The 23362-nt window shown below is 52.5% G+C and carries 26 protein-coding genes and 1 riboswitch; of the genes, 17 read left to right on the forward strand and 9 right to left on the reverse strand.

Features of this window, described 5'->3' with window-relative positions; translation table 11 throughout:
• Nucleotides 1–23 precede the first annotated feature (23 nt).
• Nucleotides 24–890 (forward strand): metallophosphoesterase, encoded by an 867-nt coding sequence (locus tag QJT81_00935; GenBank protein ID WGZ94584.1) that lies wholly within the window; start codon nt 24–26, stop codon nt 888–890.
• On the opposite strand, the gene QJT81_00940 is transcribed toward QJT81_00935, so the two are convergent.
• Nucleotides 840–1835: an IS30 family transposase gene (locus QJT81_00940; GenBank protein WGZ94585.1), complete on the reverse strand. Its 996-nt coding sequence runs from the start codon at nt 1833–1835 to the stop codon at nt 840–842. The two genes, QJT81_00935 and QJT81_00940, sit on opposite strands and share 51 nt — an antisense overlap.
• Nucleotides 1836–1996: 161 nt before the next feature.
• A riboswitch (cobalamin riboswitch) is annotated at nt 1997–2137 on the forward strand.
• A 57-nt stretch (nt 2138–2194) separates the two neighbouring features.
• On the opposite strand from QJT81_00940, the gene QJT81_00945 reads away from it, so the two are divergent.
• Nucleotides 2195–3037, forward strand: a complete 843-nt coding sequence (locus QJT81_00945) for a TonB-dependent receptor plug domain-containing protein (GenBank protein WGZ94586.1) — start codon at nt 2195–2197, stop codon at nt 3035–3037.
• Between the two features lie 26 nt (nt 3038–3063).
• On the opposite strand, the gene QJT81_00950 is transcribed toward QJT81_00945, so the two are convergent.
• The gene (locus QJT81_00950) at nt 3064–4185 is read right to left on the reverse strand and encodes an ISAs1 family transposase (GenBank protein WGZ94587.1); all 1122 of its coding nucleotides are present in this window, start codon (nt 4183–4185) and stop codon (nt 3064–3066) included.
• 71 nt (nt 4186–4256) lie between these two features.
• On the opposite strand from QJT81_00950, the gene QJT81_00955 reads away from it, so the two are divergent.
• The 6 genes from QJT81_00955 (at nt 4257) to QJT81_00980 (ending at nt 9533) form a co-directional block, all read left to right on the forward strand.
• Complete coding sequence (locus tag QJT81_00955) at nt 4257–5261, forward strand: TonB-dependent receptor (GenBank protein ID WGZ94588.1); 1005 nt, start codon at nt 4257–4259, stop codon at nt 5259–5261.
• A gap of 97 nt (nt 5262–5358) precedes the next feature.
• Complete coding sequence (locus tag QJT81_00960) at nt 5359–5727, forward strand: hypothetical protein (GenBank protein ID WGZ94589.1); 369 nt, start codon at nt 5359–5361, stop codon at nt 5725–5727.
• Nucleotides 5728–5798: 71 nt separating this feature from the next.
• Entirely contained in the window at nt 5799–6854 is a 1056-nt protein-coding gene (locus QJT81_00965) for a transposase (protein WGZ94590.1), read from the forward strand.
• Nucleotides 6855–7014: 160 nt separating this feature from the next.
• Nucleotides 7015–7305: a hypothetical protein gene (locus tag QJT81_00970; protein ID WGZ94591.1), complete on the forward strand. Its 291-nt coding sequence runs from the start codon at nt 7015–7017 to the stop codon at nt 7303–7305.
• Nucleotides 7306–7335: 30 nt separating this feature from the next.
• Nucleotides 7336–8286 (forward strand): tRNA-dihydrouridine synthase, encoded by a 951-nt coding sequence (locus QJT81_00975; protein ID WGZ94592.1) that lies wholly within the window; start codon nt 7336–7338, stop codon nt 8284–8286.
• A complete protein-coding gene (locus tag QJT81_00980) occupies nt 8283–9533 on the forward strand; it encodes a molybdopterin molybdotransferase MoeA (protein WGZ94593.1) in 1251 nt (416 codons plus the stop codon). The genes QJT81_00975 and QJT81_00980 overlap by 4 nt, the downstream gene beginning before the upstream one ends.
• Nucleotides 9534–9545: 12 nt before the next feature.
• On the opposite strand, the gene QJT81_00985 is transcribed toward QJT81_00980, so the two are convergent.
• Nucleotides 9546–10403: a PDC sensor domain-containing protein gene (locus tag QJT81_00985; GenBank protein WGZ94594.1), complete on the reverse strand. Its 858-nt coding sequence runs from the start codon at nt 10401–10403 to the stop codon at nt 9546–9548.
• 64 nt (nt 10404–10467) lie between these two features.
• Nucleotides 10468–11676 (reverse strand): RNA-guided endonuclease TnpB family protein, encoded by a 1209-nt coding sequence (locus tag QJT81_00990; protein WGZ94595.1) that lies wholly within the window; start codon nt 11674–11676, stop codon nt 10468–10470.
• A gap of 320 nt (nt 11677–11996) precedes the next feature.
• On the opposite strand from QJT81_00990, the gene QJT81_00995 reads away from it, so the two are divergent.
• The 9 genes from QJT81_00995 to cobO all read left to right on the forward strand — a co-directional run bounded on the left by QJT81_00995 (nt 11997) and on the right by cobO (nt 18423).
• Nucleotides 11997–12347, forward strand: coding sequence for a LysR family transcriptional regulator (locus QJT81_00995; protein WGZ94596.1), 351 nt, complete (start codon nt 11997–11999; stop codon nt 12345–12347).
• A 40-nt stretch (nt 12348–12387) separates the two neighbouring features.
• Nucleotides 12388–12846 carry a rhodanese-like domain-containing protein gene (locus tag QJT81_01000; GenBank protein ID WGZ94597.1) on the forward strand — a complete coding sequence of 153 codons (459 nt, stop codon included), beginning with the start codon at nt 12388–12390 and terminating at the stop codon, nt 12844–12846.
• Nucleotides 12843–14099, forward strand: a complete 1257-nt coding sequence (locus tag QJT81_01005; GenBank protein ID WGZ94598.1) for a molybdopterin molybdotransferase MoeA — start codon at nt 12843–12845, stop codon at nt 14097–14099. Before QJT81_01000 ends, QJT81_01005 begins: the two co-directional genes overlap by 4 nt.
• Before the next feature lie 145 nt (nt 14100–14244).
• Nucleotides 14245–14673, forward strand: coding sequence for a TOBE domain-containing protein (locus tag QJT81_01010; protein WGZ94599.1), 429 nt, complete (start codon nt 14245–14247; stop codon nt 14671–14673).
• Nucleotides 14674–14717: 44 nt separating this feature from the next.
• Nucleotides 14718–15530: a molybdate ABC transporter substrate-binding protein gene (gene modA / locus QJT81_01015; protein ID WGZ94600.1), complete on the forward strand. Its 813-nt coding sequence runs from the start codon at nt 14718–14720 to the stop codon at nt 15528–15530.
• Complete coding sequence (gene modB / locus QJT81_01020) at nt 15530–16231, forward strand: molybdate ABC transporter permease subunit (GenBank protein WGZ94601.1); 702 nt, start codon at nt 15530–15532, stop codon at nt 16229–16231. Before modA ends, modB begins: the two co-directional genes overlap by 1 nt.
• The gene (modC, locus tag QJT81_01025) at nt 16228–17298 is read left to right on the forward strand and encodes a molybdenum ABC transporter ATP-binding protein (GenBank protein WGZ94602.1); all 1071 of its coding nucleotides are present in this window, start codon (nt 16228–16230) and stop codon (nt 17296–17298) included. The genes modB and modC overlap by 4 nt, the downstream gene beginning before the upstream one ends.
• Before the next feature lie 127 nt (nt 17299–17425).
• Nucleotides 17426–17821 carry a CZB domain-containing protein gene (locus QJT81_01030; GenBank protein ID WGZ94603.1) on the forward strand — a complete coding sequence of 132 codons (396 nt, stop codon included), beginning with the start codon at nt 17426–17428 and terminating at the stop codon, nt 17819–17821.
• Nucleotides 17818–18423 carry a cob(I)yrinic acid a,c-diamide adenosyltransferase gene (gene cobO, locus QJT81_01035; protein ID WGZ94604.1) on the forward strand — a complete coding sequence of 202 codons (606 nt, stop codon included), beginning with the start codon at nt 17818–17820 and terminating at the stop codon, nt 18421–18423. Before QJT81_01030 ends, cobO begins: the two co-directional genes overlap by 4 nt.
• Nucleotides 18424–18432: 9 nt before the next feature.
• Here cobO and QJT81_01040 read toward each other — a convergent pair whose 3' ends face one another.
• From QJT81_01040 to QJT81_01060, 5 genes are all read right to left on the reverse strand, one after another.
• A complete protein-coding gene (locus tag QJT81_01040) occupies nt 18433–19224 on the reverse strand; it encodes a hypothetical protein (GenBank protein WGZ94605.1) in 792 nt (263 codons plus the stop codon).
• A gap of 66 nt (nt 19225–19290) precedes the next feature.
• On the reverse strand, nt 19291–20865 hold the full coding sequence (locus tag QJT81_01045) for a hypothetical protein (protein ID WGZ94606.1): 1575 nt from the start codon (nt 20863–20865) through the stop codon (nt 19291–19293).
• A gap of 127 nt (nt 20866–20992) precedes the next feature.
• Complete coding sequence (locus tag QJT81_01050) at nt 20993–21724, reverse strand: adenosylcobinamide-GDP ribazoletransferase (GenBank protein ID WGZ94607.1); 732 nt, start codon at nt 21722–21724, stop codon at nt 20993–20995.
• On the reverse strand, nt 21721–23019 hold the full coding sequence (locus QJT81_01055; protein WGZ94608.1) for a HipA domain-containing protein: 1299 nt from the start codon (nt 23017–23019) through the stop codon (nt 21721–21723). The genes QJT81_01050 and QJT81_01055 overlap by 4 nt, the downstream gene beginning before the upstream one ends.
• Nucleotides 23016–23285: a helix-turn-helix domain-containing protein gene (locus tag QJT81_01060; GenBank protein WGZ94609.1), complete on the reverse strand. Its 270-nt coding sequence runs from the start codon at nt 23283–23285 to the stop codon at nt 23016–23018. Before QJT81_01060 ends, QJT81_01055 begins: the two co-directional genes overlap by 4 nt.
• Nucleotides 23286–23362: the final 77 nt, after the last annotated feature.

Consider the following 23362-nt stretch of genomic DNA (forward strand, 5'->3'; position numbering starts at 1 on the left):
CAGGCTCGCGAGGGGCTATTCACATGGAAACAACACCGAGTGCGGTACGTTTGTTCCAAATAACCGATAGTCACTGTTATGCCAGTGATGATAGTCGTTTAACTTGGACAGACATGCCTATTTACCCCAATCTTTCGTTAAAAGCGATCTTGGCACATTTGGGGGGAATGGCAGAAGGTTACAATGCCTTATTGTTAACCGGCGATTTGGCACAGGAAGAAATCCCCGCGACTTACCAGCGTGTCAATGCGCTACTCAATAGGTTCCCTTTACCGGTTTATACGATTCCGGGAAACCATGATATTCCCCAGATGATGCAGGAAAATCTTAGTGGGAATGTACAGATGGCAGAGCATGTTGAGCTAGGTGCTTGGCATTTATTGTTGCTGGATACCCATGCTGACGGTAAACCGGATGGACGCTTGAGTGAAGCACAATTTGAGCGTTTAGAGCAACACTTGAGCAGCATCCCGGAAGATCATTTCGTTGCCATTTTTATGCACCATCACCCTGTGCCGATTGAGAGTGAGTGGATGGATGTGATGGGTTTGCAGCAGAAAACCTATTTCTGGCAATTGGTCGAACATTTCCCGCAAGTCAAAGTCGTGTTCAACGGGCATATCCATCAAGAATTCAATGGGCAGTATACCTACACCGATGGGCGGGTGGTTGCAGTGCACGGTACGCCCGCGACTTGTGTACAGATGAAACCCGTGCGTAAAAATATCGAATTCGACCATACCCAACCCGCATGGCGCGATATTGTATTGTTAGCGGATGGTCGGGTAGAAACCCGCGTTTACTATCTGCCCTTTGTGGTGGAAGAAGAAATGGTGAATTCAAGTAATAAGTGCATAACCCACCAACTTTTCGGCCTCTATGCCGGATAGTTCTCGGAACACCTCGTAAGGTGTCTTGAATCCCAGACACTTCCTTGGTCTGTTGTTGAGTTTATGTACAGCCTCCAGTACCTGTCGGGTGGTCACGTCCAATAGCCCCATTGCCTTGGGGAAGTATTGGCGTAACAGCCCATTGGCGTTCTCATTTTGCCCACGCTCCCACGAATGGTAGGGCTTGGCGAAATACGTTTCGCACCCAAGGGCTTGGGCAACTTGCTCATGTTTGGCAAACTCTTTGCCGTTGTCGAAGGTGAGCGTGTGCACCCAATCCTTGAAGCTGTCCAGCAAGGTGATAATGCTGCTGGTTACGGCTTCTGCGGTCTTGTTTGCCACTGGAAAAGCTAGGCGTAGCTTGGATTTGCGTTCATCCAGTGTCACCAGTGCGCCTTGGTGTCCCTTGCCGATCATGGTGTCGGCTTCCCAGTCACCGAGCCGTTCACGCTGGTTGGCTACCGCTGGGCGTTCGTCAATGTCCACTCGGTTGGGGATGCCTTTGACGCTGCCCGTTTTACTGCCGTAACGCTGGCGGTATTTCTTCGTATGGCGGCGCAGGTTCAGGTACAGCTTGCCGCCCGCACGCTTGTCCCTGAGTACATGCTGGTAGATGGCTTCATGGCAAATAGTGGCTTTGCCTTCCGCTTTCAGTCGACCGCTGATCTGCTCAGGACTCCATTGTTGTTCCAGCAGCGTATCAATGCTGACCGCCAGTTCCGGGGTCAACTTGACCGCTTTGGGCTTGTCCGCATGGCGTTGTTGCGCTTTGGCGTGCGCTTGCTTGTGCCGATAGCCGCGTTGCCCTCGGTTGCGGGTCAGTTCACGACTGATCGTCGATTGACTGCGCCCCAAGGTTAACGCGATTGTTGCCGTCGATTCCTTCATCTTGTGCCGGGTTTCGATATAATGCCTCTCCTCAGAGGTAAGGTGTGTGTAAGCCATGAAGCTCTCCTGTCAGTGGTTTTTCGGGATGCTTTTTACCACATTTTGCCTCTGACCTGATGAGGAAAGCCGCATCCCGCCTCGATTAACGGGCTATGCACTTATGATACGAATTCGCCAATCATCAAATTGTCGATTTGACAGTATGGGGTGAATCCCGTAACGTGCGTCGCTGTTCAGGTGCGCTCATCTTGGTGAGCGTTAAACGGGAAGTTGGTGCAATACCAACGCTGCCCTCGCAACGGTAAGCAGGTTAAATCAATCTGATAAGTCCGATACCGGCCTAACAAGGCGCGACTCTGCCGAGTCGTCTTCATACACGTGCGCGATGGGCGCATCGTTACGGAAATCCATACCCCATGAAATTATCCCCTCTTGCCGCGCAGTTCGGCACTGTTACCTTTTGCCTGTTGGCATCCCCACTGGTATTGGCAGAAGATGCCACAACCCTCGATGAAATCATTGTCACGGCTGACCGCAAGGCTCGTACCGTTGATGCAACCTTAGCCCCTGTCAGCATCATTACCCGTGCGGACATTGAAAAATACCAAGCCAGCAGCATCCCCGATGTCTTGCGTCATGTGCCCGGTATCAACCTCAGCAACAGCGGTGGCGTGGGCAAAGCTACTTCGGTATTCATTCGCGGCACGAATTCCAGCCACGTGTTGGTGCTGATTGATGGTGTCAAAGTCGGTTCTGCCACGACGGGCAGCGTCGCGTTTGAAGATTTACCGCTGGATCAAGTGGAGCGCATTGAAGTCGTGCGTGGTCCCCGCTCCAGCTTGTACGGTTCGGAAGCCATCGGCGGTGTGATCCAGATTTTTACCCGTAAAGGTGGCAAAGGTTTCCAGCCCGAAGCCAGCCTCAGTGCAGGCAGTCACAACACCCAAAAAGCCAATGTGAACCTTGCAGGAGGTGACGCGACTACTTGGTACAACCTGAATGCGGGTACGGAAAAAACGGATGGCATTGATGTTACTGCCAACCACCAAGAGCCGGATGCCGATGGTTATGACCGCGATAGCCTGTCGCTGCGTGCTGGACATCGCTTTGCCGACGATACCACGCTGGAAGTATCAGCCTTACGCGCTGCTGGTGAAAACCACTTCGACAGCAGTTTCAATAACGAAACCCACTTTACCCAACAAACCCTGTCTGGCAAGCTGCAACACCGTGTCAATGACAACACATTGCTGACCTAGGGCAATCGCTTGAATAATCGCCTTACTTACATGACTTGCTCCAGCAGTTGTGCCAGATAGTCAGTTGACCACCCTGCCTGTTTACGACGGACTTTGAGGCTATGTTTGTTGGTTTTGTCATTGCGCAGCAGGTTAGTACCCATGTGGCGCAGGATGGCGAGATTATGTGCGCCATGGTTGCTACGGTTTCTCGCCAAATCTTCCCGCATCAGGACATCCAGCACCCAATGCAACTTGTTTTCGATTGCCCAGTGGGAGCGGACGGCATATTGTGCGGCCTTGGCGATCATCGCCAGTGAACAGATGTAGTGGCGGATGGAATAGGTGGATTTTCCTGCTTTTTCGACCCAGGACTCGATACAGATGATGCTGGCAAGTCCTGCCCATTCCTGCCGTTGTTCCAACCAAGCAACATCGGTGCAAATGCGGCAACGGCGGGTTTCGAGCCGCCCGTGGTCTTTTTCCACCTGGGTGTCTTCATCCAGCACATAACCGGCAGGCGGCTTTTCGAAAAACAGGGCGATGTCTTCTGCTAACGTTTTCTGATTGTCTTTGACTGCCAGTAGGTAATCACCGCCTGCTTCCACGATTTGCTTGGCGATGGCCTTTTGTGTCCCCATCGCATCAATGGTGATCAAGCAGCCTTCAATGTCGAGCTTGCGTAGCAAGGCGGGGATGGCAGTGATTTCATTGGATTTCTGGTCGGTGGCTTCCTGCCCCAGCACTAGATTTTGCTGGTTTGCCCACGCTGACACCAGGTGCAGAGGGTTCTGCCCGTTGCCACCACTGCGCCGTGAGGTTTTGCCGTCAATGTTCAATAGGTCAGCCTCCCCTGCGGACAGGCTGTTTGTCCAACGGATAAACAGTTCCGAAAACAGCTTAGCATTCAGCGCGTTGAACACGTCACTCACCGTGTCATGGCTGGGAAAGCCCCGTGCATAGGGATAATAGCGGCGCAGGAAATCCGCGTTTAGCTTTGCCCAGCGCACCATTTCCACCACATCGTCTGCCCCTGCTAAGCTGCCTGCCAAACCCAGCAATAGGATTTCAGGTAGGGGGTAGAGAACTTTGGCTTGCTGGCGTGGGTCTTCTAAAACTGACAACTGTTCCAGTAGGCGGCTGATAGCGCTGGACGGCAAGTTCGGCATCGGTTTTGTCCTTTCGGGAAAAACCTTATTTATGGATGTTTTGCAACCAAACTTTCAAGCGATTGCCCTGATTGCTGACCGCACAAATCGGACAGGCACGCGATGATGCTGACAACTACCTCAATGGCACGCCATTGGCGGCATTTCGTACCTACAACACCCAGCGCGATACGGCTTCCCTCCAGGCGGATGTTGATGCAGGCAGCCGTGGTGCAATAACGCTAGGGCTGGATCAGCAACGCGATACAGTGGAAAGTGATAGTGCTTACGACCGTACCTCCCGCGACAATACCGGGCTGTTTGCCAGCTACCAAACCGACATGGGTGCAAATCGGCTGGAAGTGTCGGCACGGCATGACGATAATGAGCAATTTGGTACACATAACAGCGGTAGCATTGCTGTCGGGCGTGACCTTCGCAATGGAATGCGCGTGACGGCGGCGTATGGCACGGCTTTCAAAGCGCCAACATTCAATGACTTGTACTACCCATTCAGTGGTGATGCGAGCTTGCAGCCGGAAGAATCGCAAAACGCCGAACTCGGTGTCGCCGGTAAACTCGCGGGTGGCAAAACCACCTGGTCAGCGAATGCTTTCAGCAACAGCATCGACAATCTGATCAGTTACCGACCACCGACTTACCAGGTCAGCCAAACGGACAAGGCACGGATTCAAGGCTTGGAATTGAGCACGGGTACGCAATTGGCTGGTTGGGATATTGCTGCTAATGTCACGCTGCAAAATCCCGAAAACCGCAGTGGCACGGATGCGGGTAAAACCCTGATCTACCGCCCGAAACAGCTTGCCAGTGTCGATATTGATCGTGCTTTGGGTAAATTTCGTGTGGGTGCAACCGTGCGTGGGGAAAGTCAACGTTATACCGATGACGCCAACACCGAGAGCGCGAAGCTGTCAGGTTACGGCACTTTGGATTTACGCGCTGATTACCGCTTGGCAAAAGACTGGACGATTGGCGCGAAACTCGGCAACGTATTGGACAAAGATTACCAAACCAACTCCGGGTATAATCAGGATGGTGTTAATGGTTTGGTGACAGTTAAATACGCACCAAAGTAACGTAGGGTGGGTGAAGCGAATGCGATACCCACCCTCTTTAGCGGTTTGGAATAATGGTGGGTATCGCTACGCTCCACCCACCCTACAGGAGATGTTTATGTTTACACTTTCAACTAAGAATCAATGGCTGGTCGGTGGCATTCTACTGGCGGTCATGCTGCTTACCCGCGTTCATGTGATTGACCATTTACTGGATGCGTCGTGGGCGGTGTTTTTCCTTGCCGGATTTTATCTGCGCAATCTGTTGGCGTTTGGGGTATTTATGGCAACCGCAGTAGCGATTGATTACGTCGCCACTAGCCAGCTTGGCGTTAGTAATTTCTGTGTATCGCAGGCGTATATTGCGCTGGTTCCCGCTTATGGTGTGATGTTTGCTGCCGGGCGTTGGTTTGCGGGGCAGTATCAAGGCGAAACCTTGGAGCCACTTGCAAAATTACATTTTCAGCGTGAACCTTCCTTCATCTGAAGGAAAAAAGAAGTGTGGGCTGCCGTTTTCGGCGATAATAGAAGCATCAAAACAACCATTAAGCCCACGCTATGAATTCTACCGAACGCGCCCTGATTGCACAACGCTGGAGTTTGCTGCAAATTGAAATACTGCCTTGCTTCAATGATGCCTTTGGCACATTGACCCCCAAGCTTGAAAAGCTCATTCACGTACTGGAGCTGACGCGCATTGAAGATTTTGTGCGCTCTTTTCGTGATGGGTCTGGACGGCCAGCGACGGAGCGATCTTGGTTTGCCAATGCTTTTGTCGCCAAAAGCGTGCTCAATATTGTCAATACGCGAGCACTCATTGACCGGCTGCAAAACGATCGCTCCCTGCGACGCATCTGCGGGTTTCCCCTGACCAAGAAACTGCCTTCCGAATCCACCTTTTCACGTGCCTTCGCTGAATTTGCTGAACAGCGTTTAGCGGAACGTGTGCATGAAACGTTGGTGAAAACGTATTTGGGCGATGCGCTGATCGGCCACCTGTGTCGGGATTCAACAGCCATTGAGGCACGTGAACGGCCTGTTGCCGAGGAAAAGCCAAAGAAAAAACAAGGGCAAACACGGATTCAGCGCCAACGGGAACAGTCACTTCAGCAAGCACTCGATGAGATACCGGTTCAGTGTAACCGGGGGACGAAGAAGAATGCCCAAGGCTACAAGCACAGTTGGAACGGCTACAAACTGCATATCGATACCGCCGATTGTGGTGTCCCGATAGCAGCCATTCTGTCTTCCGCCTCCTTTCACGACAGCGGGGCAGCCATCCCACTCTCTCAAATCAGTGCCCAACGTGTCACCAGTCTCTACGACCTGATGGATGCGGCCTATTGCAGTGCTGATTTGCACGAATACAGCCGTCATCTGGGGCATGTCCCTCTGATTGATCACAATCCTCGCGGCGGACAGAAAGAAGCGTTTGAACCTGCTGATGCCGAGCGTTACAAAATTCGCAGCACCGTAGAACGAACCAATGCCCGCCTGAAGGATGAATTTGGTGGTCGGAATGTGTGGGTGCAAGGTGCGCAAAAAGTTTACAGCCACTTGATGTTTGGGATTTTGGTGTTGAGTGCTGATCAACTGATGCGTGTCTTGTTATAAAGCGACTGGGTTTGAAAAAACACGGGAAGACTGACTGAAAAACAGGAGCAGTCGCATCGGTATGGGTGAAATTTAGCAAAAGTTACGGTAAAACTGAAAAAGCTCAGGTTTCGTTGGTCAAATTGAGTAAAAAATCGGCTGAATATGCGGCGTTCGGTCAATGCTGAAAATTGAGCAACTCAGTTTGTCGGATTTTGCAAGTCGCTCCTTGGCATCACTGGGCAAGTTAGTGCTGGCGGTATTGATCGGGTTTACACTGACTGAAGTGATTTCCAGTGGTAGTTTCTATGCCTTTTCGGGTACATCCGTCGACATCAGTGTGGCAGGGTTTGTGGCGCAATTGCTGAAGTATGCACCGCATGGTTTGTATATTACAGGCATGTACCTGACCGTTGCGGCTTTGCTGCATGTTGCTGTCAAGCAAGTAAGTGGTTTGAAGACTACGGTGTAGTCTGGAATACCCGTTGTCAGGTTTACTGCCTTGCGCCTAATCCTCGCTCCGATGGAAGGCGTGATGGATCACACCATGCGCGATCTGCTGACCCGTGTTGGCGGTTACGCGCGTTGCGTGACCGAATTCGTGCGCGTGGTCGACCGGCAATTACCCAACCGTGTATTCCACCGCGCTTGCCCTGAATTGAGCCAAGGTGGCAAAACCCCTGCCGGAACCCCTGTCTACGTGCAATTACTCGGCGGCGCTCCCGACGTGATGGCACTGAATGCCCAAGCGCTGGAACGCTTGGGTGCACCCGGCATCGACATCAATTTCGGCTGCCCTTCCAAAACGGTTAACAACAGCGATGGCGGTTCGGTATTATTGCGTGAACCGGAGCGCGTCCACGGCATTATTCGGGCAGTACGCGCCGCCGTTAGCCCACAGATTCCCGTGACGGCGAAAATCCGCCTCGGTTTCAAAGACAGCAGCTTGTTTGAAGACATTGCCCTCGGTGTGGAAGCGGCGGGCGCAACCGAACTCTGTATTCACGCCCGCACCAAACAACACGGTTACTTACCCCCGGCGTATTGGGCAGAAATCGGCAAGGTGAAACCCAGGCTCAGCATTCCCGTGATTGCTAACGGCGAAATCTGGTCAGGTACTGATGCGCAGCAAGCCCAAGCAGAAAGCGGTTGTGTGGATTTAATGTTGGGTCGGGGCGCGTTGAGTTTCCCCGATTTGGCACGGGTAATTCACGCCCAATACGCAGGCGAAGCTTACACTCCCATGCCTTGGGCAACGGTGTTACCGTTGGTGCAGCATTACGCTGCACAGTTGGAAGCACGCGCCCCGAAATACGCCGTGAGTTTCGTCAAACAATGGTTTACCTATTTACGCCGCCAATACCCTGAGGCTGAAAGCCTATTCCAGCAAATCAAGCGGATGAAGGACATGGCGGAGATTAACAAGCAATTCAAGCACGGGAGTTACCCATGACCGACCAGCCTAACGTCACCACTTCTTGCGACACGCTGCCCAGTGGCACACTTGCTGTCGAACAGGCGCAAGCCCGCGTGCTCGATAGCATCCAAGCCCTGCGTGATACCGAAACCTTACCACTGATGCAAGCTGCCGGGCGCATCCTTGCTGAACCTGCCCGTGCACAAATGCAAGTACCGCCACACACCAATTCTGCGATGGATGGCTACGCTTTGCGCCATGCGGATAGCGGGGCGTCATTGCACGTCATCGGCACGGCCTTTGCGGGGCATCCGTTTACTGGCACAGTGCAGGCAGGTGAATGCGTGCGCATTATGACGGGCGCAGTTCTGCCTGCGGGAGCCGATAGTGTGGTCATGCAGGAAAACGTGCAACGCGACGGTGACACCATCCGGCTTTCCGGCACGCTCAAGCGGGGTGAAAACGTGCGTTATGCCGGTGAGGACAGTCAACCCGGTGATATTTTGCTCGAAGCAGGGCGCAAGCTCAACGCCGCTGACCTTGGTATGCTTGCCTCGCAAGGCATTAGCACGGTGACGGTCTGGCGGCGGGTACGGGTAGCGTTTTGCTCCACGGGCGATGAACTCACCCCCTTGGGTATGCCGCTACAGCCCGGTCAGATTTACGATAGCAACCGCTATACCCTACACGCGATGCTGCAAACGCTGGATGTGGACATGATCGACATGGGCATTATCCGTGACACCCCACAAGCGGTGGAGCAGGCATTCCAGCAAGCCACATTAACGGCTGATGTGTTGATCACCAGTGGCGGGGTATCGGTTGGTGAAGCCGATTACGTGTCTGATACGCTGCAACGTTTGGGGCAAGTCAATTTCTGGAAAATCGCTTTCAAACCGGGCAAACCGTTAGCTTTTGGGACGTTGGGCGATTGCCTGTTTTTCGGCTTGCCGGGTAATCCGGTATCGGTGATGGTGACTTTTCTGCTGTTCGTGCGCCCTGCCATCCTTACATTACGGGGTGAAAGCGTGCCACTCATACCGGAATACCCGGCTATTTGCGACACGCCACTGAAAAAAGCACCAGGGCGCAAGGATTACCAGCGCGGTATTGCGGAGCGTGACAGCACTGGGCAGTGGCATGTGCGCACTACTGGCAACCAAGGTTCGCATGTGTTGCGTTCCATGAGCCAAGCCAATTGCTTTATTGTCTTACCGTTGGAGTGGGGCAATGTGGCGGCTGGTACGTCTGTGACGATTATCCCTTTTGAGGGGTTGATGTGATGTCTATCACCGTTAATCTGGTTTGCTCTGGCGCAATTCCACCATTGCCTTTTCCGCTTTTGCACCCAGGAATACATACATCCCCAGTGCAACCAGCAAGCCTGCCGCCGAGAACATCATTTCCACTGCGCCTGCCAACATCTCGCCGTCGCCCAGCACCGATTTGAACATCAGCAGCAACGCCTCGATCGACACCGCAATCAGGATTGCCGACATAAAGCGGGTGATGGTGCGGCGGGTGGAGCTGTGGCGGAAAATGTCCTTGTGCATCAACACTTCCTCTTCCAGCGTGGTTTTGGCGAGGTCGAAAATCGCCAGTGCCAGCGTCAGGTAAACGATAATCCCGAACGGTTTGGTGTAATGCAGCTCGTGTTCGCCCGTCCCCGGTATGAACACTGACCACAATTCTTCCAACGAAAAATAGAACAACAGCCCGACCACACTGAACAAGCCCAGCGCAATCGCGGCGTAAATGCTCTTAAACAGCACACTGAACTTGCGCCGCTGCGAATCGCCCATCAAAAACTCGATGGTGCGTGACAAATCAATGTCCAGCACGATGTAACCCAGCAAGACATCGGTGGCGGAACGCACCTCCACCGCCGCCGAAATGCACAAACTGCGGCTGGCAACCGATAAATACGGTGCAGTGACGATGGTGGCGCGGCTGTCTTTGGCTTGCAGAAAATACGGGCGGTGGCTGCGGTCTTTGCCCACGCCGCCTTGCTGATCAGCCAAGGTATTGCCGGGGGCGACATTGTGGCTGAGTTGCTGCCCGCTGGGGTCAAGGGTGTAGAGCAAGTCCACAAACGGGTAACTTTCCATAAGGCAATCAATGGCTTTCTGTTGGCGAGCTTCATCTTGAAACAAGGTTTCATCGTTGATGCCGCTGAGGATCGACCGTTATTTCAAACCTACCCAAATCTACCTATAGCTAACTAAAAGTAGTCATGGTGTTGAATTCCTGCTTCACGGGGGCTGGTTTCGTCTTCGGCTTGCGCCCAAGACCAGAGCCTTCCCCTCCACAGGCAGACACCGTGTAACTCACGGCATATTTTTTCAAATTTTTGGCGGCATTGATGTCACGGTCATGGACTGCACCGCAAACGGGGCAAGTCCATTCACGTACCGACAGTGGCAGCTTCTCCACTTTATGCCCACAGCCAGCAGCAGAACAGGTTTTGCTGGAGGCAAAAAACCGATCAGCCACCACGACCACCGCACCCCGCATTCCCGCCTTGTATTCCAGTTGACGGCGAAACTCGAAAAACCCCATATCACTGATGGCACGGGATAAATGACGGTTTTTCACCATACCCGACACGTTCAAATCTTCAATGCCGATGGTGTGAAAACGGCGGGTTAAATCCGTAGTGAGTTGGTGCAAACTGTCTTGGCGAATGTTGGCAATACGTGCGTGAAGTGTTGCCAGTTTTTGTTTTGCCTTGTGGCGGTTGGCACTGCTTTTGACCTTGCGGGACAGGCTGCGCGAGAGCCGTTTTAGGCGGGAAAGCAAGGCTTTATGCGGCTTCGCCCCGACCACTTTTTCCCCCGTTGATAGGGTTGCCAGTGCAGATACGCCCAAATCCACCCCTACCGTGCCTTGGTTTTTGGCAGGCGGGAGATGATGTTGGTCGGTATCCACGGTGATGCTGGCGAACCACTGGTCAGCGGTGCGGGAAATCGTGGCAGAGAGAATTTTACCGGAAAAGCGTAACGTTTCCCGCATCCGTACTACCCCAAGGTTGGGAATGCGGATGCGGCAAGCGTCGATGGCAAACTGGTCGTTAGTGAGGGTGAAACTGTCGCGGCTTTTGCCTTTCTTTTTGAATTGCGGGTACTTGGCTCGCCCCGCAAAGAAGTTCTTGAAAGCTGCACCGAGTTGGATAATCGCCATTTGCGGGGCGTTTTTGGTGACTTCCAGCATCCAGGGGAATTGTTCGCGTTTGATGGCGTTCAATTGGCGGCGCAAGCCCATTTGGTTGGGTTTTGGCTGGGTGTTATCGTCTTTCCATGCGGCGTATTGGGTTTGCCATTCTGCCAACGCCCAGTTGTAGGCGAACCGTGCTGTACCAGCGGCTTTCGCCAAGTACGTCGCTTGCTTATGGTTGGGGTCAAGGCGGATTTTGTGGCTGATGATCATGGCAAACAGAATGCAGCGCGGTGTGATAGTTGTCTAGTCATCCGTGCTTTTGCTGCTATCTTTTACGGATAAACGGCACTACGCTTTTATAAACCTAACCAAAATGATAAAGTTTGAATAGATTTAGATAGACTTTATGGTAACTGTTTCAAACCCCATCAGTTCGTTGATCGAGGCGGTGTGTTGGTGATAGTGCTCAATGATCTGGATGTAGCTCATTTCAGACATGGCTTAGCTCCCTTTCTCAGGTTGTTTTGTGCAGTTGCAGCAATATCCATGCCATTGCATAGCCGCTATGTTTTATGATACATAACGAAATCATGAATATTGCACCCAACACTTACCACCTACGCGGACGCTTTTGGATCGAAAGCCCTCAAGGAACCTTCCTCGGTCAAGGCCGTGTTGCCTTGCTGGAACGCATCCACGAACACGGCTCCATCAGCGCGGCGGCACGTTCCATCGAAATGTCCTACCGCCAAGCGTGGGCGTTAGTTAATTCCATGAATACCCACAGCCACACGCCGCTGGTCAGCAGTGCCACGGGCGGGAAGGGCGGCGGCGGCGCAAGCCTTACCGAGACGGGCGAAAAAGCCATTGCGCTTTACCATGCTGTCCGCACGGATTTTGACGCTTTTCTGGCAAAGCGTTCCGAATCCCTGACCCTGTAAAATTTTTTGCCACTCGTTATGTTTTTTTGGGAATAGCGAAATGAATGCACCACTGATTAACATTGCCATTAACCCGGTTAACGCCGCGCCAATGGATGTAACGCCAACCACGACGATGGAAATGTGTGGTTTGGGGCTGGCTTGCCTGATCGACATTCGGCAGTCGTTTGAGCTGGAGATCAAGGGCGAAATTCCACGCGCCACCCATATCCCGTTTTTCAACGTCAAGCAATTCTTTGGCTTCCAACTCAGCGAAGATGAACAGGAAATCCTCGATGCCGATGAACCCAACGATCTGGACATCCGCTCGTTCATCAAAGCCATCAACACCCTCAAACAAAGCCGGGATTGTACCTTCCTGATCGTGTGCAACAGCGGCAAACGCAGTGTTTGTGCCACCAAATTGCTGCGCGAACTTGGCTATCCCAAAACGTTTTCGGTGCAAGGCGGCTTCATTGCCCTGAAACCCTTACTACCCATGCCCGGAGTCAGTGCATGAGTAACACCCTGAAATCAGCCATTTCCTGTGACACCATGCTGCAAGGCACACTCAGTGTTGAACAAGCGCAAGCGCGGATACTGGAAAGTATTACGCCACTGCATGACATGGAATATGTCGAATTGTTGCAAGCGGGTGGGCGTATTCTTGCTAAGCCTGTCTATGCGCAGATGAATGTCCCGCCCCATACCAATTCCGCGATGGATGGTTATGCCCTGCGCCATGCCGATCTGGCGGAAGGCGCGTGGTTGAAGATTGTCGGTAGCGCTTTCGCGGGTCGTCCCTTTGCTGGTGTGGTGCAGGCGGGCGAATGTGTGCGCATCATGACAGGCGCGGTTTTGCCCGCTGGCGCAGATACTGTGGTCATGCAGGAAAATGTGCAGTGCGAAGATCATGCCATCCACGTTTCTGGCAAGCTCTCTGTCGGTGAAAACGTTCGCCATGCCGGGGAAGACAGCAAGGTTGGTGATCTGCTGCTGGTTGCCGGGCATAAACTGAATGCCGCTGACATTGGCTTGCTGGCTTCCCAAGGGATTGCCAAGGTTGCGGTGATCCGCCGCCTGCGCGTGGCGTTCTGCTCCACGGGCGACGAACTCAAAATCCTCGGTGATACCCTGCAACCCGGCGATATTTACGACAGTAACCGCTATACCCTCCACACCTTGCTGCAAAAGCTGGATGTGGAAATGTTCAATCTGGGTGTGGTGCGCGACACACGGGAATCCGTGGAAATGGTTTTCCGCCATGCACGCGATATGGCAGATGTCTTTATCACCAGCGGTGGCGTATCCGTTGGCGAAGCGGATTATGTCACCGACACGCTGAAAAGCATGGGGCAAGTCAATTTCTGGAAAATCGCCTTCAAACCGGGCAAACCGCTGGCGTTTGGCACATTGGGCAATTGCCTGTTCTTCGGCTTGCCGGGGAATCCTGTTTCGGTGATGGCAACATTTCTGCTGTTCGTGCGCCCTGCCATTCTCGCTTTGCGCGGGGAAACCGTGCCACTCGTGCCGGAATACACCGCTATTTGCGATACGCCACTGAAAAAAGAACCGGGGCGCAAAGATTACCAACGCGGCATTTGTGAGCGTGACAGCAGCGGGCAATGGCACGTCCGCACCACGGGCAACCAAGGTTCGCATGTGTTGCGTTCCATGAGCCAAGCCAACTGTTTTATTGTCTTGCCGCTTGAGTGGGGCAATGTGGAAGCGGGAACAGCGGTCACGATTATCCCGTTCGAGGGGCTGATGTGATGGGTTATGTACTCCTACAACATAATGTAGCAAAACCGACAAGATAGATGGAATTGTAGTAAAGGAACACGCCCGCATCCTCTCGCAACTGGGGCAGGTGGCGGACAATTTTGAGCAATATTTTCAACTGATCAGGAGATTCGACATGCAAACTAGCAGCCGCAACCAATTCTTAGGCACTGTCACCAAAGTGACCACCGGGTCGATTAATTCCGAAGTCATTCTCGACATCGGCGGCGGTGATGAACTCGTTGCCGTCATCACGCACAACAGCGTTGACCACCTTGGTCTTGCCCTTGGTTCACAAACCTATGCACTGGTAAAAGCCCCGTGGGTCATTCTCGCCAAAGACGATGGCAAGATCAAAACCAGCGCCCGTAACCATTTGCACGGCACAATCGTCAGCATACAAGAAGGTGCGGTCAATGCCGAAGTCATCATTGAATTACCCGGTGGCAAAACCGTCACTGCGATCATTACCAACGACAGCGTGCAGAATATGGAGCTGAACGTCGGGGACAAAGCCTGCGCTTTGATCAAGGCATCGCACATTATCCTTGCCGTATCCAACTAATAACCAACTGATTTTTCCTCACTAGCTATTTTAAGGAACTCACCATGAAACTGTTTAAACAAACCCTGCTTACCGCCGCCATCGCTTTCAGCACCGCCAGTGCGTGGGCGGAAGATGTAACCATTGCGGCGGCTTCTGATCTCAAGTTCGCACTCGAAGATATTAAAACCGCTTACGTGACTGCGCACCCAGATGACAATGTGAAAATTACCTTCGGCTCCTCTGGTAAACTCAGCACCCAGATTGAACAGGGCGCACCGTTTGACCTGTTTTTTTCTGCCGACATCAAATACCCCAAGCAATTGGCGGCGGCGAAACAAGCTGCGTCTGAGGTGAAGCCTTACGCACTGGGGCGGATTGTGTTGTGGAGTAATACCCACGATGCCAGCCAATTGACGCTGGAAAGCCTCAAAGAGGAACAATTTAAGCATATCGCCATCGCTGACCCTTCTCACGCGCCGTATGGTAAACGTGCTGAAGAAGCCCTCACTGCCAGCAAGCTCTGGGACACGCTCAAGCCCAAACTGGTTTACGGTGAAAACATTGCACAAACCGCGCAATTCATCGAATCTGGTAATGCTGATATTGGTATTATCGCGTTGGCATTGGCACTTAACCCTGAATTGTCTAAGCAAGGTGGTCATTACCTGATCGACGATGCGCTACATGAGCCGTTGGAGCAAGCGTTCATCCTCACGACGCACGGCAAGGACAACACCGCAGCACAACGTTTTGCTGAGTACATGCAGCATCCTGCCGCTCGCAAGATCATGGTGAAATATGGATTTGTATTGCCGGGCGAAGCTGCTGATACGATTGCTACAGCGGACAAAACTGCCACGACAGGGGCACAGTAATGGAGTGGCTGCCCTTTACTACTGAAGACTGGGCAGCCATCCGCCTGACGCTGGAGCTTTCCGCTGGTGCAACGCTGATCCTGTTGGTATTGGGGACACCTCTGGCGTGGTGGCTGGCGCAAACCCGTTCCCGCCTTAAACCTATCATTGCGGCACTGGTAGCTATGCCGTTAGTCTTGCCGCCGACGGTATTGGGGTTTTACCTGTTGATGCTGATGGGGCCACATGGCTGGGTAGGGCAAGCAACTCAAGCCTTGGGGCTGGGGCGGTTGCCGTTCAGTTTTGGCGGTATGCTGGTGGCTTCGGTACTGTTTTCGATGCCGTTTGTGGTGCAGCCACTGCATAATGCCTTTGAGGGATTGGATAAACGGATGCTGGAAGCGGCGGCGACTTTGCGTGCCAGTACGCTGGATGTTTTTTTCAGTGTAGTGCTCCCGCTGTCACGGCGAGGTTTCCTCGCTGCTACTATTTTGGGCTTTGCGCATACCGTTGGTGAGTTCGGAGTGGTGCTGATGGTCGGTGGCAATATTCCCGGTCAGACACGGGTGGTTTCCATGCAGATTTATAACCATGTCGAATCCATGCAGTACAGCCATGCGCACTGGCTGGCGGGATTGATGGTGGCGTTTGCATTCATTGTGCTGCTTTCCATGCACCTGATGAACCAGAAACTGGATGTGGAAAAGGCGGTTAAAACATGATCGAAGTACGTTTTAATTTGCGGTTTCCTGACTTCACACTTGCAACTGATCTGCAATTGCCGGGGAGCGGCGTAACCGCATTGTTCGGGCATTCCGGCTCTGGCAAAACCACCTTGTTGCGCTGCATTGCTGGGTTGCAACGCCCGGACAGCGGTTTCCTGCAAGTGCGCGGGCAGGTGTGGCAAGACAGCGCGAACGGGGTGTTTTTGCCAACGCACCAACGCCCCTTGGGGTATGTGTTTCAGGAAGCCAGCCTGTTCCCGCATCTGACTGCTCGCAAGAATATGGATTACGGGCGCAAACGTGCCCCGCAATCCGCGAATGATGACGAACTGGCAGCGATAGTGGAGATGCTGGGGATTGGACATTTACTGGACAAAATTCCCGCGCAACTCTCCGGTGGAGAACGCCAGCGGGTTGGCATTGCTCGTGCTCTTGCCCTCAAGCCGCAAGTGTTGTTGATGGATGAACCGCTTGCTGCGCTCGATCTCAAGCGTAAACAGGAGATTTTGCCGTTTTTGGAACACTTGCACCGTGAACTCGATATTCCCATTTTGTACGTGACGCATTCACCGCAGGAAGTGACCCAGCTTGCGGATCATCTGGTGGTGCTGGAAGCGGGCAAGGTAGTGGCTTCGGGCGCATTGGCGGAGGTGCTGACGCGGCTGGATTCGCCAATGGCGCAAGGAAAAGAAGCCTCCAGCGTGTTGCAGGTGAAAGTGTGGGATCATGAGCCGGAGTTTCACCTCAGCCACGTCGGTTTTGCCGGGGGCGTGATCAGTTTGCCCTACCAGCAGGCAACCGCCGTGGGTACGCCGTTACGTTTACGCATTGATGCCCGCGATGTCAGTCTGACGCTGCAACAACCAGCGCAAACCAGCATTCTCAACGTGTTGCCTGCCAGCATTACCGGCATGGCGCAACCGGTGGCGGGGCAGGTGATGGTGCGTTTGAACCTAGGCGGCGTGCCATTGCTGGCACACATTACCCAGAAATCGGCGAGTGTGATGGGCTTGCGGGTGGGGATGGCAGTGTTTGCGCAGATCAAGGCGACCGCGATTGTGTGAAAATCGTTGTTACTAAGCTGTTACTCCGCCGTTACTGCTATCATTTGACGCTCTTTATCTATCAGTGTAATGTCGATCAATCAGATTAATGATTAATCATGTTGCAAGAACATGAAGGGGCTACTAGATGGAAAAGAAAGCGTTTTTTCTCAAACGTTTGAATGATCACGTACAATATTTGCGCCAAATGAAAGGGCGTTTAGACGGATCTAATCACTTTGAGCCAACGACTTGCCGTATGTGTTCCTTGGGTGGGTGGTTATATGGCGAAGGGCAACGCGAGGCGAATGCATACGGTGAGTCAATGGTGGAACTTTTCAATGCGTTATTTGTGCCACACGAACGTTTCCATCTAGCCAGTGATGAAGCCTTGCGCTGTCAGCTCGACGGCAATGAAATCGGAATGCGCCGCGCCTTCACGGAGATGCATCAGCTTTCCAATACCTTGGTGAATCTCTTATTGCAGATGGATGGTGTCTCAGGCAAAGTCAAATCCCAACCCATTAGCGCAGAACAAGCATGACTGATTCGGATAAAAACACCCGCCACCAAGCCCGCATGGCACGCAAAAAAGCCATGATTGACGCCAGTATTGCCCGCGCCGATCAGGAAAAAGGCTTGCTGTTAGTGCTAACGGGTAACGGCAAAGGCAAATCCAGCTCGGCGTTTGGCATGGTGGGGCGCTCGTTAGGGCATGGCATGACAGTCGGGGTCTGCCAGTTTCTCAAAAGCCGTACCGATACCGGTGAAGAAGCGTTTTTCGGCAAGCAAGCAGGTTGCGACTGGCATGTGTTAGGCGACGGTTTTACCTGGGAAACGCAAAACCGTGAGCAAGACATTGCCACCTCACAACGTGGCTGGGCGGTGGCGCAGCGCATGTTGGCTGACCCCCGTTATGACTTGGTAGTATTGGATGAATTAACCTATTTACTGAACTACGGTTATTTGGATGCGGATCAGGTGTTGGATGACATCAGCGCCCGCCCGCCCATGCAACACGTGGTGGTAACAGGGCGGGCAGCCAGCGAAACCTTACGCGATTTCGCTGACACCGTGTCTGAGATTGCGGATGTGAAACATGCTTACCGCGATGGCATCAAGGCACAAAAAGGCATTGATTTATAAGCAACGTCGTTACTTCACCCACTGATCCACTAACACTTTGGCACGCCGTGCGTATTCGTCATACGCATACTGCCAAGCCTCACCCGTCAGTTCAGGGAAGTGCAGAAGCTGGCAATCTTGCGCCATGATTTCAGTATCCGCTAAATAATAGCCGGTGTTGCGGTAGCGCCAAGTGAATTCTGCGCCGCCGCATTGCAGCTCATCGTTAGGAAACGCACGGTTTAACAGCAAACGGGTGCGGATTTCTTTGTAGCCTTGCTCCTTGTAGTGATTGACCACGTGCAGGCTGCCATCGCCTTCTGCCAGTACCCGGTATTGACCGTTCGCCCGTTTTTGCAAGACCCAGTAATGCGCTTCGGTATCGCCCTGCCGTAGTTTGACGCTTTCATCATCACTCAGGCACTGGATGGCGGAAAAGGCGACGACCCATTCTTGCGTGGTGGGTTTATCATCCAGCTCAAAGGGAACGCCTAACACCGGGCAATCCAAACGCTTGCGATTACTCACCTCCGTGTAGAAATCGGGGTAGCGCTTGCGGAATGGGTTGAGTGTGGTCTCGGCTGACAACGCCACGTTTAGCGCTGGTGTTATCGGGCGGAATACATTGTCGTGTTGTTCCCCCATTAAGTCCGCCTTGTTTTTGTAGAGCACCACCCAACCATTCGCATCGGGTAGCGAGGGAATCGCAGGCGGAAAGCGGGTTTCAAAGGCGGCTCTGTACCAACTGCTACCCAGTTTGATGGCTTGTTCCTGAGGTTCTGCGAAGCTGTTAACGCTGAAGCAGGTGCTCAGGGTAATCATGAATGCAATGAGCGTTTTTAGGTTACACACCATCCGTTTTATTATCCTCCGTGATAATTCGATAATTTAAGTGGCGACTTGGGCAAAACCCCGTTGTACCAGGGTATCCATCATAGCCTGCCATTGCGTGGGCGTCTGCGGATTTTGACGTTTTAACAGGGTATGCAGTTCCACCATATCGACGTCGCGGTAACAGCGCCCACTGGCTTGAATTTGACGGCGGAAATCGCGAGCAGGCGGCACACCGAGAATCGTGTCGTACTGATAATAGCGGGTATCTGTTGGGTTGATGGCGGTTTTATTCTTGAAACCAATGATATAAATATTAGCGCCTCCCCCCAGTCGCAACGGATACAGGGCAATCTTATCATCCGCTAAGGGGCGGTTGTGGATGTCTGTATTCCCCAGGATAGAGCCGTTTAACATCCCGCTGATAGAAATGGTGTGTTGCCCGCCAATTTGCAGATGGTTATTGCGAATATGCAGGTTGCGGAATGCCCCATCCGACGCGAATATGCCTTGCAACGCGCCGTCAGAGTACAGCAAGTTGCCCGTAATGCTCACATTACTCATGACGGCTCCGCCATAACGGTCGATACCGTCCGGGGTACGGTCGGGGATTAACTGAAAAGCATCGCGGTGCGCCATGCGCAGGAACGGGAATACGCGGTAGGTGCGTCCGCGTTGCTGCTGGTATTGGTTGATGCTATTGACCAATTTGTCAAAGTCTTGGGCAAAGAGGGAATACACCGTGTCATCCACGGCGATTAAGTCCCCCACCGTTAAATTGCCTTGGCTGTTGACTTGCATAAAGTCGCGGATGAAAAAGGTTTGCCCCATGCGTCGCCCGCTCAGATTCAGGCTGGGGAAGCGGCGTTTCTCCTGATCATTGACGACGGGTAAGCGTTTATACAGATCTTGGGCTTGGGTTTGGTTGCGAATCCAGTGCAAGGGGGCGCTATTGTTGGTTCTGACGACCGTGTAAGCCGCTGTTTTGGGATCATTGGCGGGAATCTTGGAAGCACTGTATTTGCCTTCCAATAATTCTTTGAGGATGGCATTGTGAGCGTAATCCTGATTGCCGTTGGTGTTGAAGGTGTCCGCTAAGTTGCTGATAAAGTCGTTGCTGTTCGTGGCAGGTGGCGGAGTGGCAGGTGCAGGCGTCACGGGCGTAGGCTGTGCCGGGGTTGGTGTGACAGGTGCAGGCCGGACGGGTGTTGGTGGTGGGGTAACGGGGGAAGGCGTTGTGGTATTTATGGCTTTCAGTCGAGCTTGCTCGGCTTCGAGATTTTGCAGTTCACGTGCCCATTCGTTGATTTTTGCCGCATTATTAACGCGTTGGTATTCTGTTAACATTTTGTTGGCGTACTGTATTTTATACGGCAGTTCATTCAGGCGTTTGCGGATTTCTTCAGGGGTCATGCTGGGGGCGGGCGGCGCATTCAGCCATTCGGTTAAGCGTTTGGATTCGGCGTTGTAATAATCACGGCGTTCACGCCATAACGTTGCGGAGGCTTGGTTGCTGGCTTTTAGCGCTTCTCGCATCTTGGTGTCAGCGTCTTTTGCTAAGCCATTGAGTTCCAGAATTTTGTTTTTAACAACGGTGCGATTATCGGTGTTACTGGTGGTGGTTTGTGGCATGGTTGAACTCCCCAAGTGTTATTTTGACCTATCCGGTGAATGAGGTGCGACAGGCTGTGTTATTTAATTCTAGTGTAAAATAGACCTCTCGTTAGGAAAAATGTGCCGTTTATTTTTGTGTTCTGTGCTAAGTCAGTATTAAGGCCGCACCTGTCAGCCATAACATTTCCCCGCTTTCGACGCTTGCCCCGGCGGTATCGCCCGTACAGCCTTGTAAACGTTGCAACATTAGGCGGCGTAATAACCAAAATCCTAATAGCATCAGGAGGATGCCAGCAGTGGAGATTGCTAATCCGAGCAGCAAGCCAGCCGCCGTGATCCACCCGGCTGTCTGACGCGGTAAATGTTGTGTCACCTCACTTGCCAAGCCACCAGCCCGTACATACGGCGTGGTTAAAAAGAGCAGCAAAATTAAGATACGCCCTAATAGCGGGGCAAATACGATCACCAGCCACTGTTGGTGTGCAATCAATACGCTTAACGCGGCGAATTTCAACAGCAATACCCCGACCAAAGCAATCACCCCGGCTGCCCCGACCAGCGGGTCTTTGAGAATACGGTGGGTTTTTTCCTCATCGCCAAAGCCGCCGAGCCATGCATCGGCACTGTCTGCCAGCCCATCCAGATGCAGTCCGCCGGTAATGGCTGCCCACAGCACAGTGAGAATTGCCGCCAGCAACAACGGCGATGCATGGGGAAAGACCAGCCATGGCACGCACAGCAAACCACCGATTACTAAACCCACCAAGGGGTAGAACAGCGCTGCCCGACCAAAATCAGGTGCTTCCAGTTTGCCCAGATCGGGGACGGGGAGACGGGTGAGGAAGGATAGGGCGAGTAGGAGGTGTTGAAACTTCATCCTGTTAGCTGTTTAACCATATCGTGAATAATGAGATAAACAATAGTCCGCAAACAGCGACTTTCCCCAACAAAAAAGTGTGCTAAAGCGGGGTGTTGCTGTAATAACACGCGGTTTTCCTGTTCAATGTCTAGCAGCAATTGTTTAGCTGCTGGTTTGATACGCTTTAGTTGAAAATCCAACAAACGTTCACAAGTAGCCATTTGAATACCCAATACGGCTCCGGCTTCTAATAATGTCGCTCGCTTGATTTCTGCGAAGGTGTGTTTGTCGAATAACGGCCATGCCAGTGAGGTGTGCGGCCAGACATCGCGCCCCAGCGCTTTAGTGTCGTATACCGCGATTGCCAACAGGTCGTAGTGTGGAGCAAGGCTGATACCGTGTTTTCCCATCAAAAAGGATAGGTTTTTCAGGTGTGCATCACTATTGCCCACCAAAACATTGAACACCAGCCAAGAATACAACCGTAAACGGGCAGCAGCAGGAGCATGACAACGCTCAGCCAATGTGTGTAAGCGTTCTATACTGGCATGGGTGTATTTGAATTGGCGATTAACATCCAATAGTTGGCACGCATCCAGTACGTGTAAGCGTTCTACATGGTTGGTGGTGATTTGTCGGTCAAAACGTTCAATCAGGTACACTGGCTCCGGCACATAATGCCTAGTGACATTGGGTACAGGAATATTGAGTGCTTTTGCCAAGCGCATGGTGAAAAACTCATTAATGACGCTGTGTGCATACGTTTTATCAGGGTGATCCGGTTTCAAAATATGTGTAGAGGGTGTGTTGCCGATTGGCTCGAACAATTGCCCTGCACGTAATACAACGGGTAATTTGTGTTGTGCACCCGCTAGTGACATGCGCTTGGCTGCGCCTGTGGATAATGAAACGGTAGGTAAGCGTTGGATGCGCTCATGCAAACTAGCATCACTGAGTGGTCGCTCTCCAGATTCCGTTATTGGGTCTTGTTCTGAGCGTAAGATTAGTGAACCGGCTGACTCTGCCCCGTAATACGCCAGCAACCCGAAGTTATCCGCAAGGTCGAGTCTAGCATCACGTGCCAGTAAGGTGCGTGCGCCTTCTTCAGGCAGTAAATTATCGAAAAACCATTGCACACTGCGCTGTGAGCTGCCATCCAGATGTGGTAAAAGTTGAAGCGGTAGTGCCGGGCTAATGGCGTATCCATCCGCTGCCGTCACCCAGTCGTCAGCGTAAGTAAACGACCAGATACCGTTTTCATCGCGTAATTCACCAATTCGACGGGTATTGATGTAAACCTGCAACGTTCTCATGATTTCGCTGTTGTAGTGCGTTGCAAAGTGGCGTATCGCTTAGCAACATCGTCTGTTACATTCACTTGCAGAACCAAACCTAAGCCGTGCAAGACTTTCAAAAGTTTGTCTAAACGAACGCCGGGTGCACCGTTTTCCAGTCCGCTTAGAAACATATCGGAAACGCCAATGGCTCCTGCAGCGTCATCTTGCCGCAAGCCTTGTGCTTTACGTGCAGCGCGTACTAAGCGCCCAATCTCTTGGGGAGTGGATACAGTAATGGGCATGGGTATTCCTATAATCCTAACAGTTATTCGGATTATAGAAGCGCCAACCTATTTCCCCAATAAAATCCTAACAATTA

The organism is Candidatus Thiothrix putei (assembly GCA_029972225.1).
Taxonomy (GTDB): Bacteria; Pseudomonadota; Gammaproteobacteria; order Thiotrichales; family Thiotrichaceae; genus Thiothrix; species Thiothrix putei.

What these genes read in the sequence shown, in the direction of transcription:
- QJT81_00935 (WGZ94584.1), top strand. Translation starts at nt 24, where the DNA reads ATGGAAACAACACCGAGTGCGGTACGTTTGTTCCAAATAACCGATAGT.
- QJT81_00940 (WGZ94585.1), bottom strand. Translation starts at nt 1,835, where the DNA reads ATGGCTTACACACACCTTACCTCTGAGGAGAGGCATTATATCGAAACC.
- QJT81_00945 (WGZ94586.1), top strand. Translation starts at nt 2,195, where the DNA reads ATGAAATTATCCCCTCTTGCCGCGCAGTTCGGCACTGTTACCTTTTGC.
- QJT81_00950 (WGZ94587.1), bottom strand. Translation starts at nt 4,185, where the DNA reads ATGCCGAACTTGCCGTCCAGCGCTATCAGCCGCCTACTGGAACAGTTG.
- QJT81_00960 (WGZ94589.1), top strand. Translation starts at nt 5,359, where the DNA reads ATGTTTACACTTTCAACTAAGAATCAATGGCTGGTCGGTGGCATTCTA.
- QJT81_00965 (WGZ94590.1), top strand. Translation starts at nt 5,799, where the DNA reads ATGAATTCTACCGAACGCGCCCTGATTGCACAACGCTGGAGTTTGCTG.
- QJT81_00970 (WGZ94591.1), top strand. Translation starts at nt 7,015, where the DNA reads ATGCTGAAAATTGAGCAACTCAGTTTGTCGGATTTTGCAAGTCGCTCC.
- QJT81_00980 (WGZ94593.1), top strand. Translation starts at nt 8,283, where the DNA reads ATGACCGACCAGCCTAACGTCACCACTTCTTGCGACACGCTGCCCAGT.
- QJT81_00990 (WGZ94595.1), bottom strand. Translation starts at nt 11,676, where the DNA reads ATGATCATCAGCCACAAAATCCGCCTTGACCCCAACCATAAGCAAGCG.
- QJT81_00995 (WGZ94596.1), top strand. Translation starts at nt 11,997, where the DNA reads ATGAATATTGCACCCAACACTTACCACCTACGCGGACGCTTTTGGATC.
- QJT81_01000 (WGZ94597.1), top strand. Translation starts at nt 12,388, where the DNA reads ATGAATGCACCACTGATTAACATTGCCATTAACCCGGTTAACGCCGCG.
- QJT81_01005 (WGZ94598.1), top strand. Translation starts at nt 12,843, where the DNA reads ATGAGTAACACCCTGAAATCAGCCATTTCCTGTGACACCATGCTGCAA.
- QJT81_01010 (WGZ94599.1), top strand. Translation starts at nt 14,245, where the DNA reads ATGCAAACTAGCAGCCGCAACCAATTCTTAGGCACTGTCACCAAAGTG.
- modA (WGZ94600.1), top strand. Translation starts at nt 14,718, where the DNA reads ATGAAACTGTTTAAACAAACCCTGCTTACCGCCGCCATCGCTTTCAGC.
- modB (WGZ94601.1), top strand. Translation starts at nt 15,530, where the DNA reads ATGGAGTGGCTGCCCTTTACTACTGAAGACTGGGCAGCCATCCGCCTG.
- modC (WGZ94602.1), top strand. Translation starts at nt 16,228, where the DNA reads ATGATCGAAGTACGTTTTAATTTGCGGTTTCCTGACTTCACACTTGCA.
- QJT81_01030 (WGZ94603.1), top strand. Translation starts at nt 17,426, where the DNA reads ATGGAAAAGAAAGCGTTTTTTCTCAAACGTTTGAATGATCACGTACAA.
- cobO (WGZ94604.1), top strand. Translation starts at nt 17,818, where the DNA reads ATGACTGATTCGGATAAAAACACCCGCCACCAAGCCCGCATGGCACGC.
- QJT81_01040 (WGZ94605.1), bottom strand. Translation starts at nt 19,224, where the DNA reads ATGATTACCCTGAGCACCTGCTTCAGCGTTAACAGCTTCGCAGAACCT.
- QJT81_01045 (WGZ94606.1), bottom strand. Translation starts at nt 20,865, where the DNA reads ATGCCACAAACCACCACCAGTAACACCGATAATCGCACCGTTGTTAAA.
- QJT81_01050 (WGZ94607.1), bottom strand. Translation starts at nt 21,724, where the DNA reads ATGAAGTTTCAACACCTCCTACTCGCCCTATCCTTCCTCACCCGTCTC.
- QJT81_01055 (WGZ94608.1), bottom strand. Translation starts at nt 23,019, where the DNA reads ATGAGAACGTTGCAGGTTTACATCAATACCCGTCGAATTGGTGAATTA.
- QJT81_01060 (WGZ94609.1), bottom strand. Translation starts at nt 23,285, where the DNA reads ATGCCCATTACTGTATCCACTCCCCAAGAGATTGGGCGCTTAGTACGC.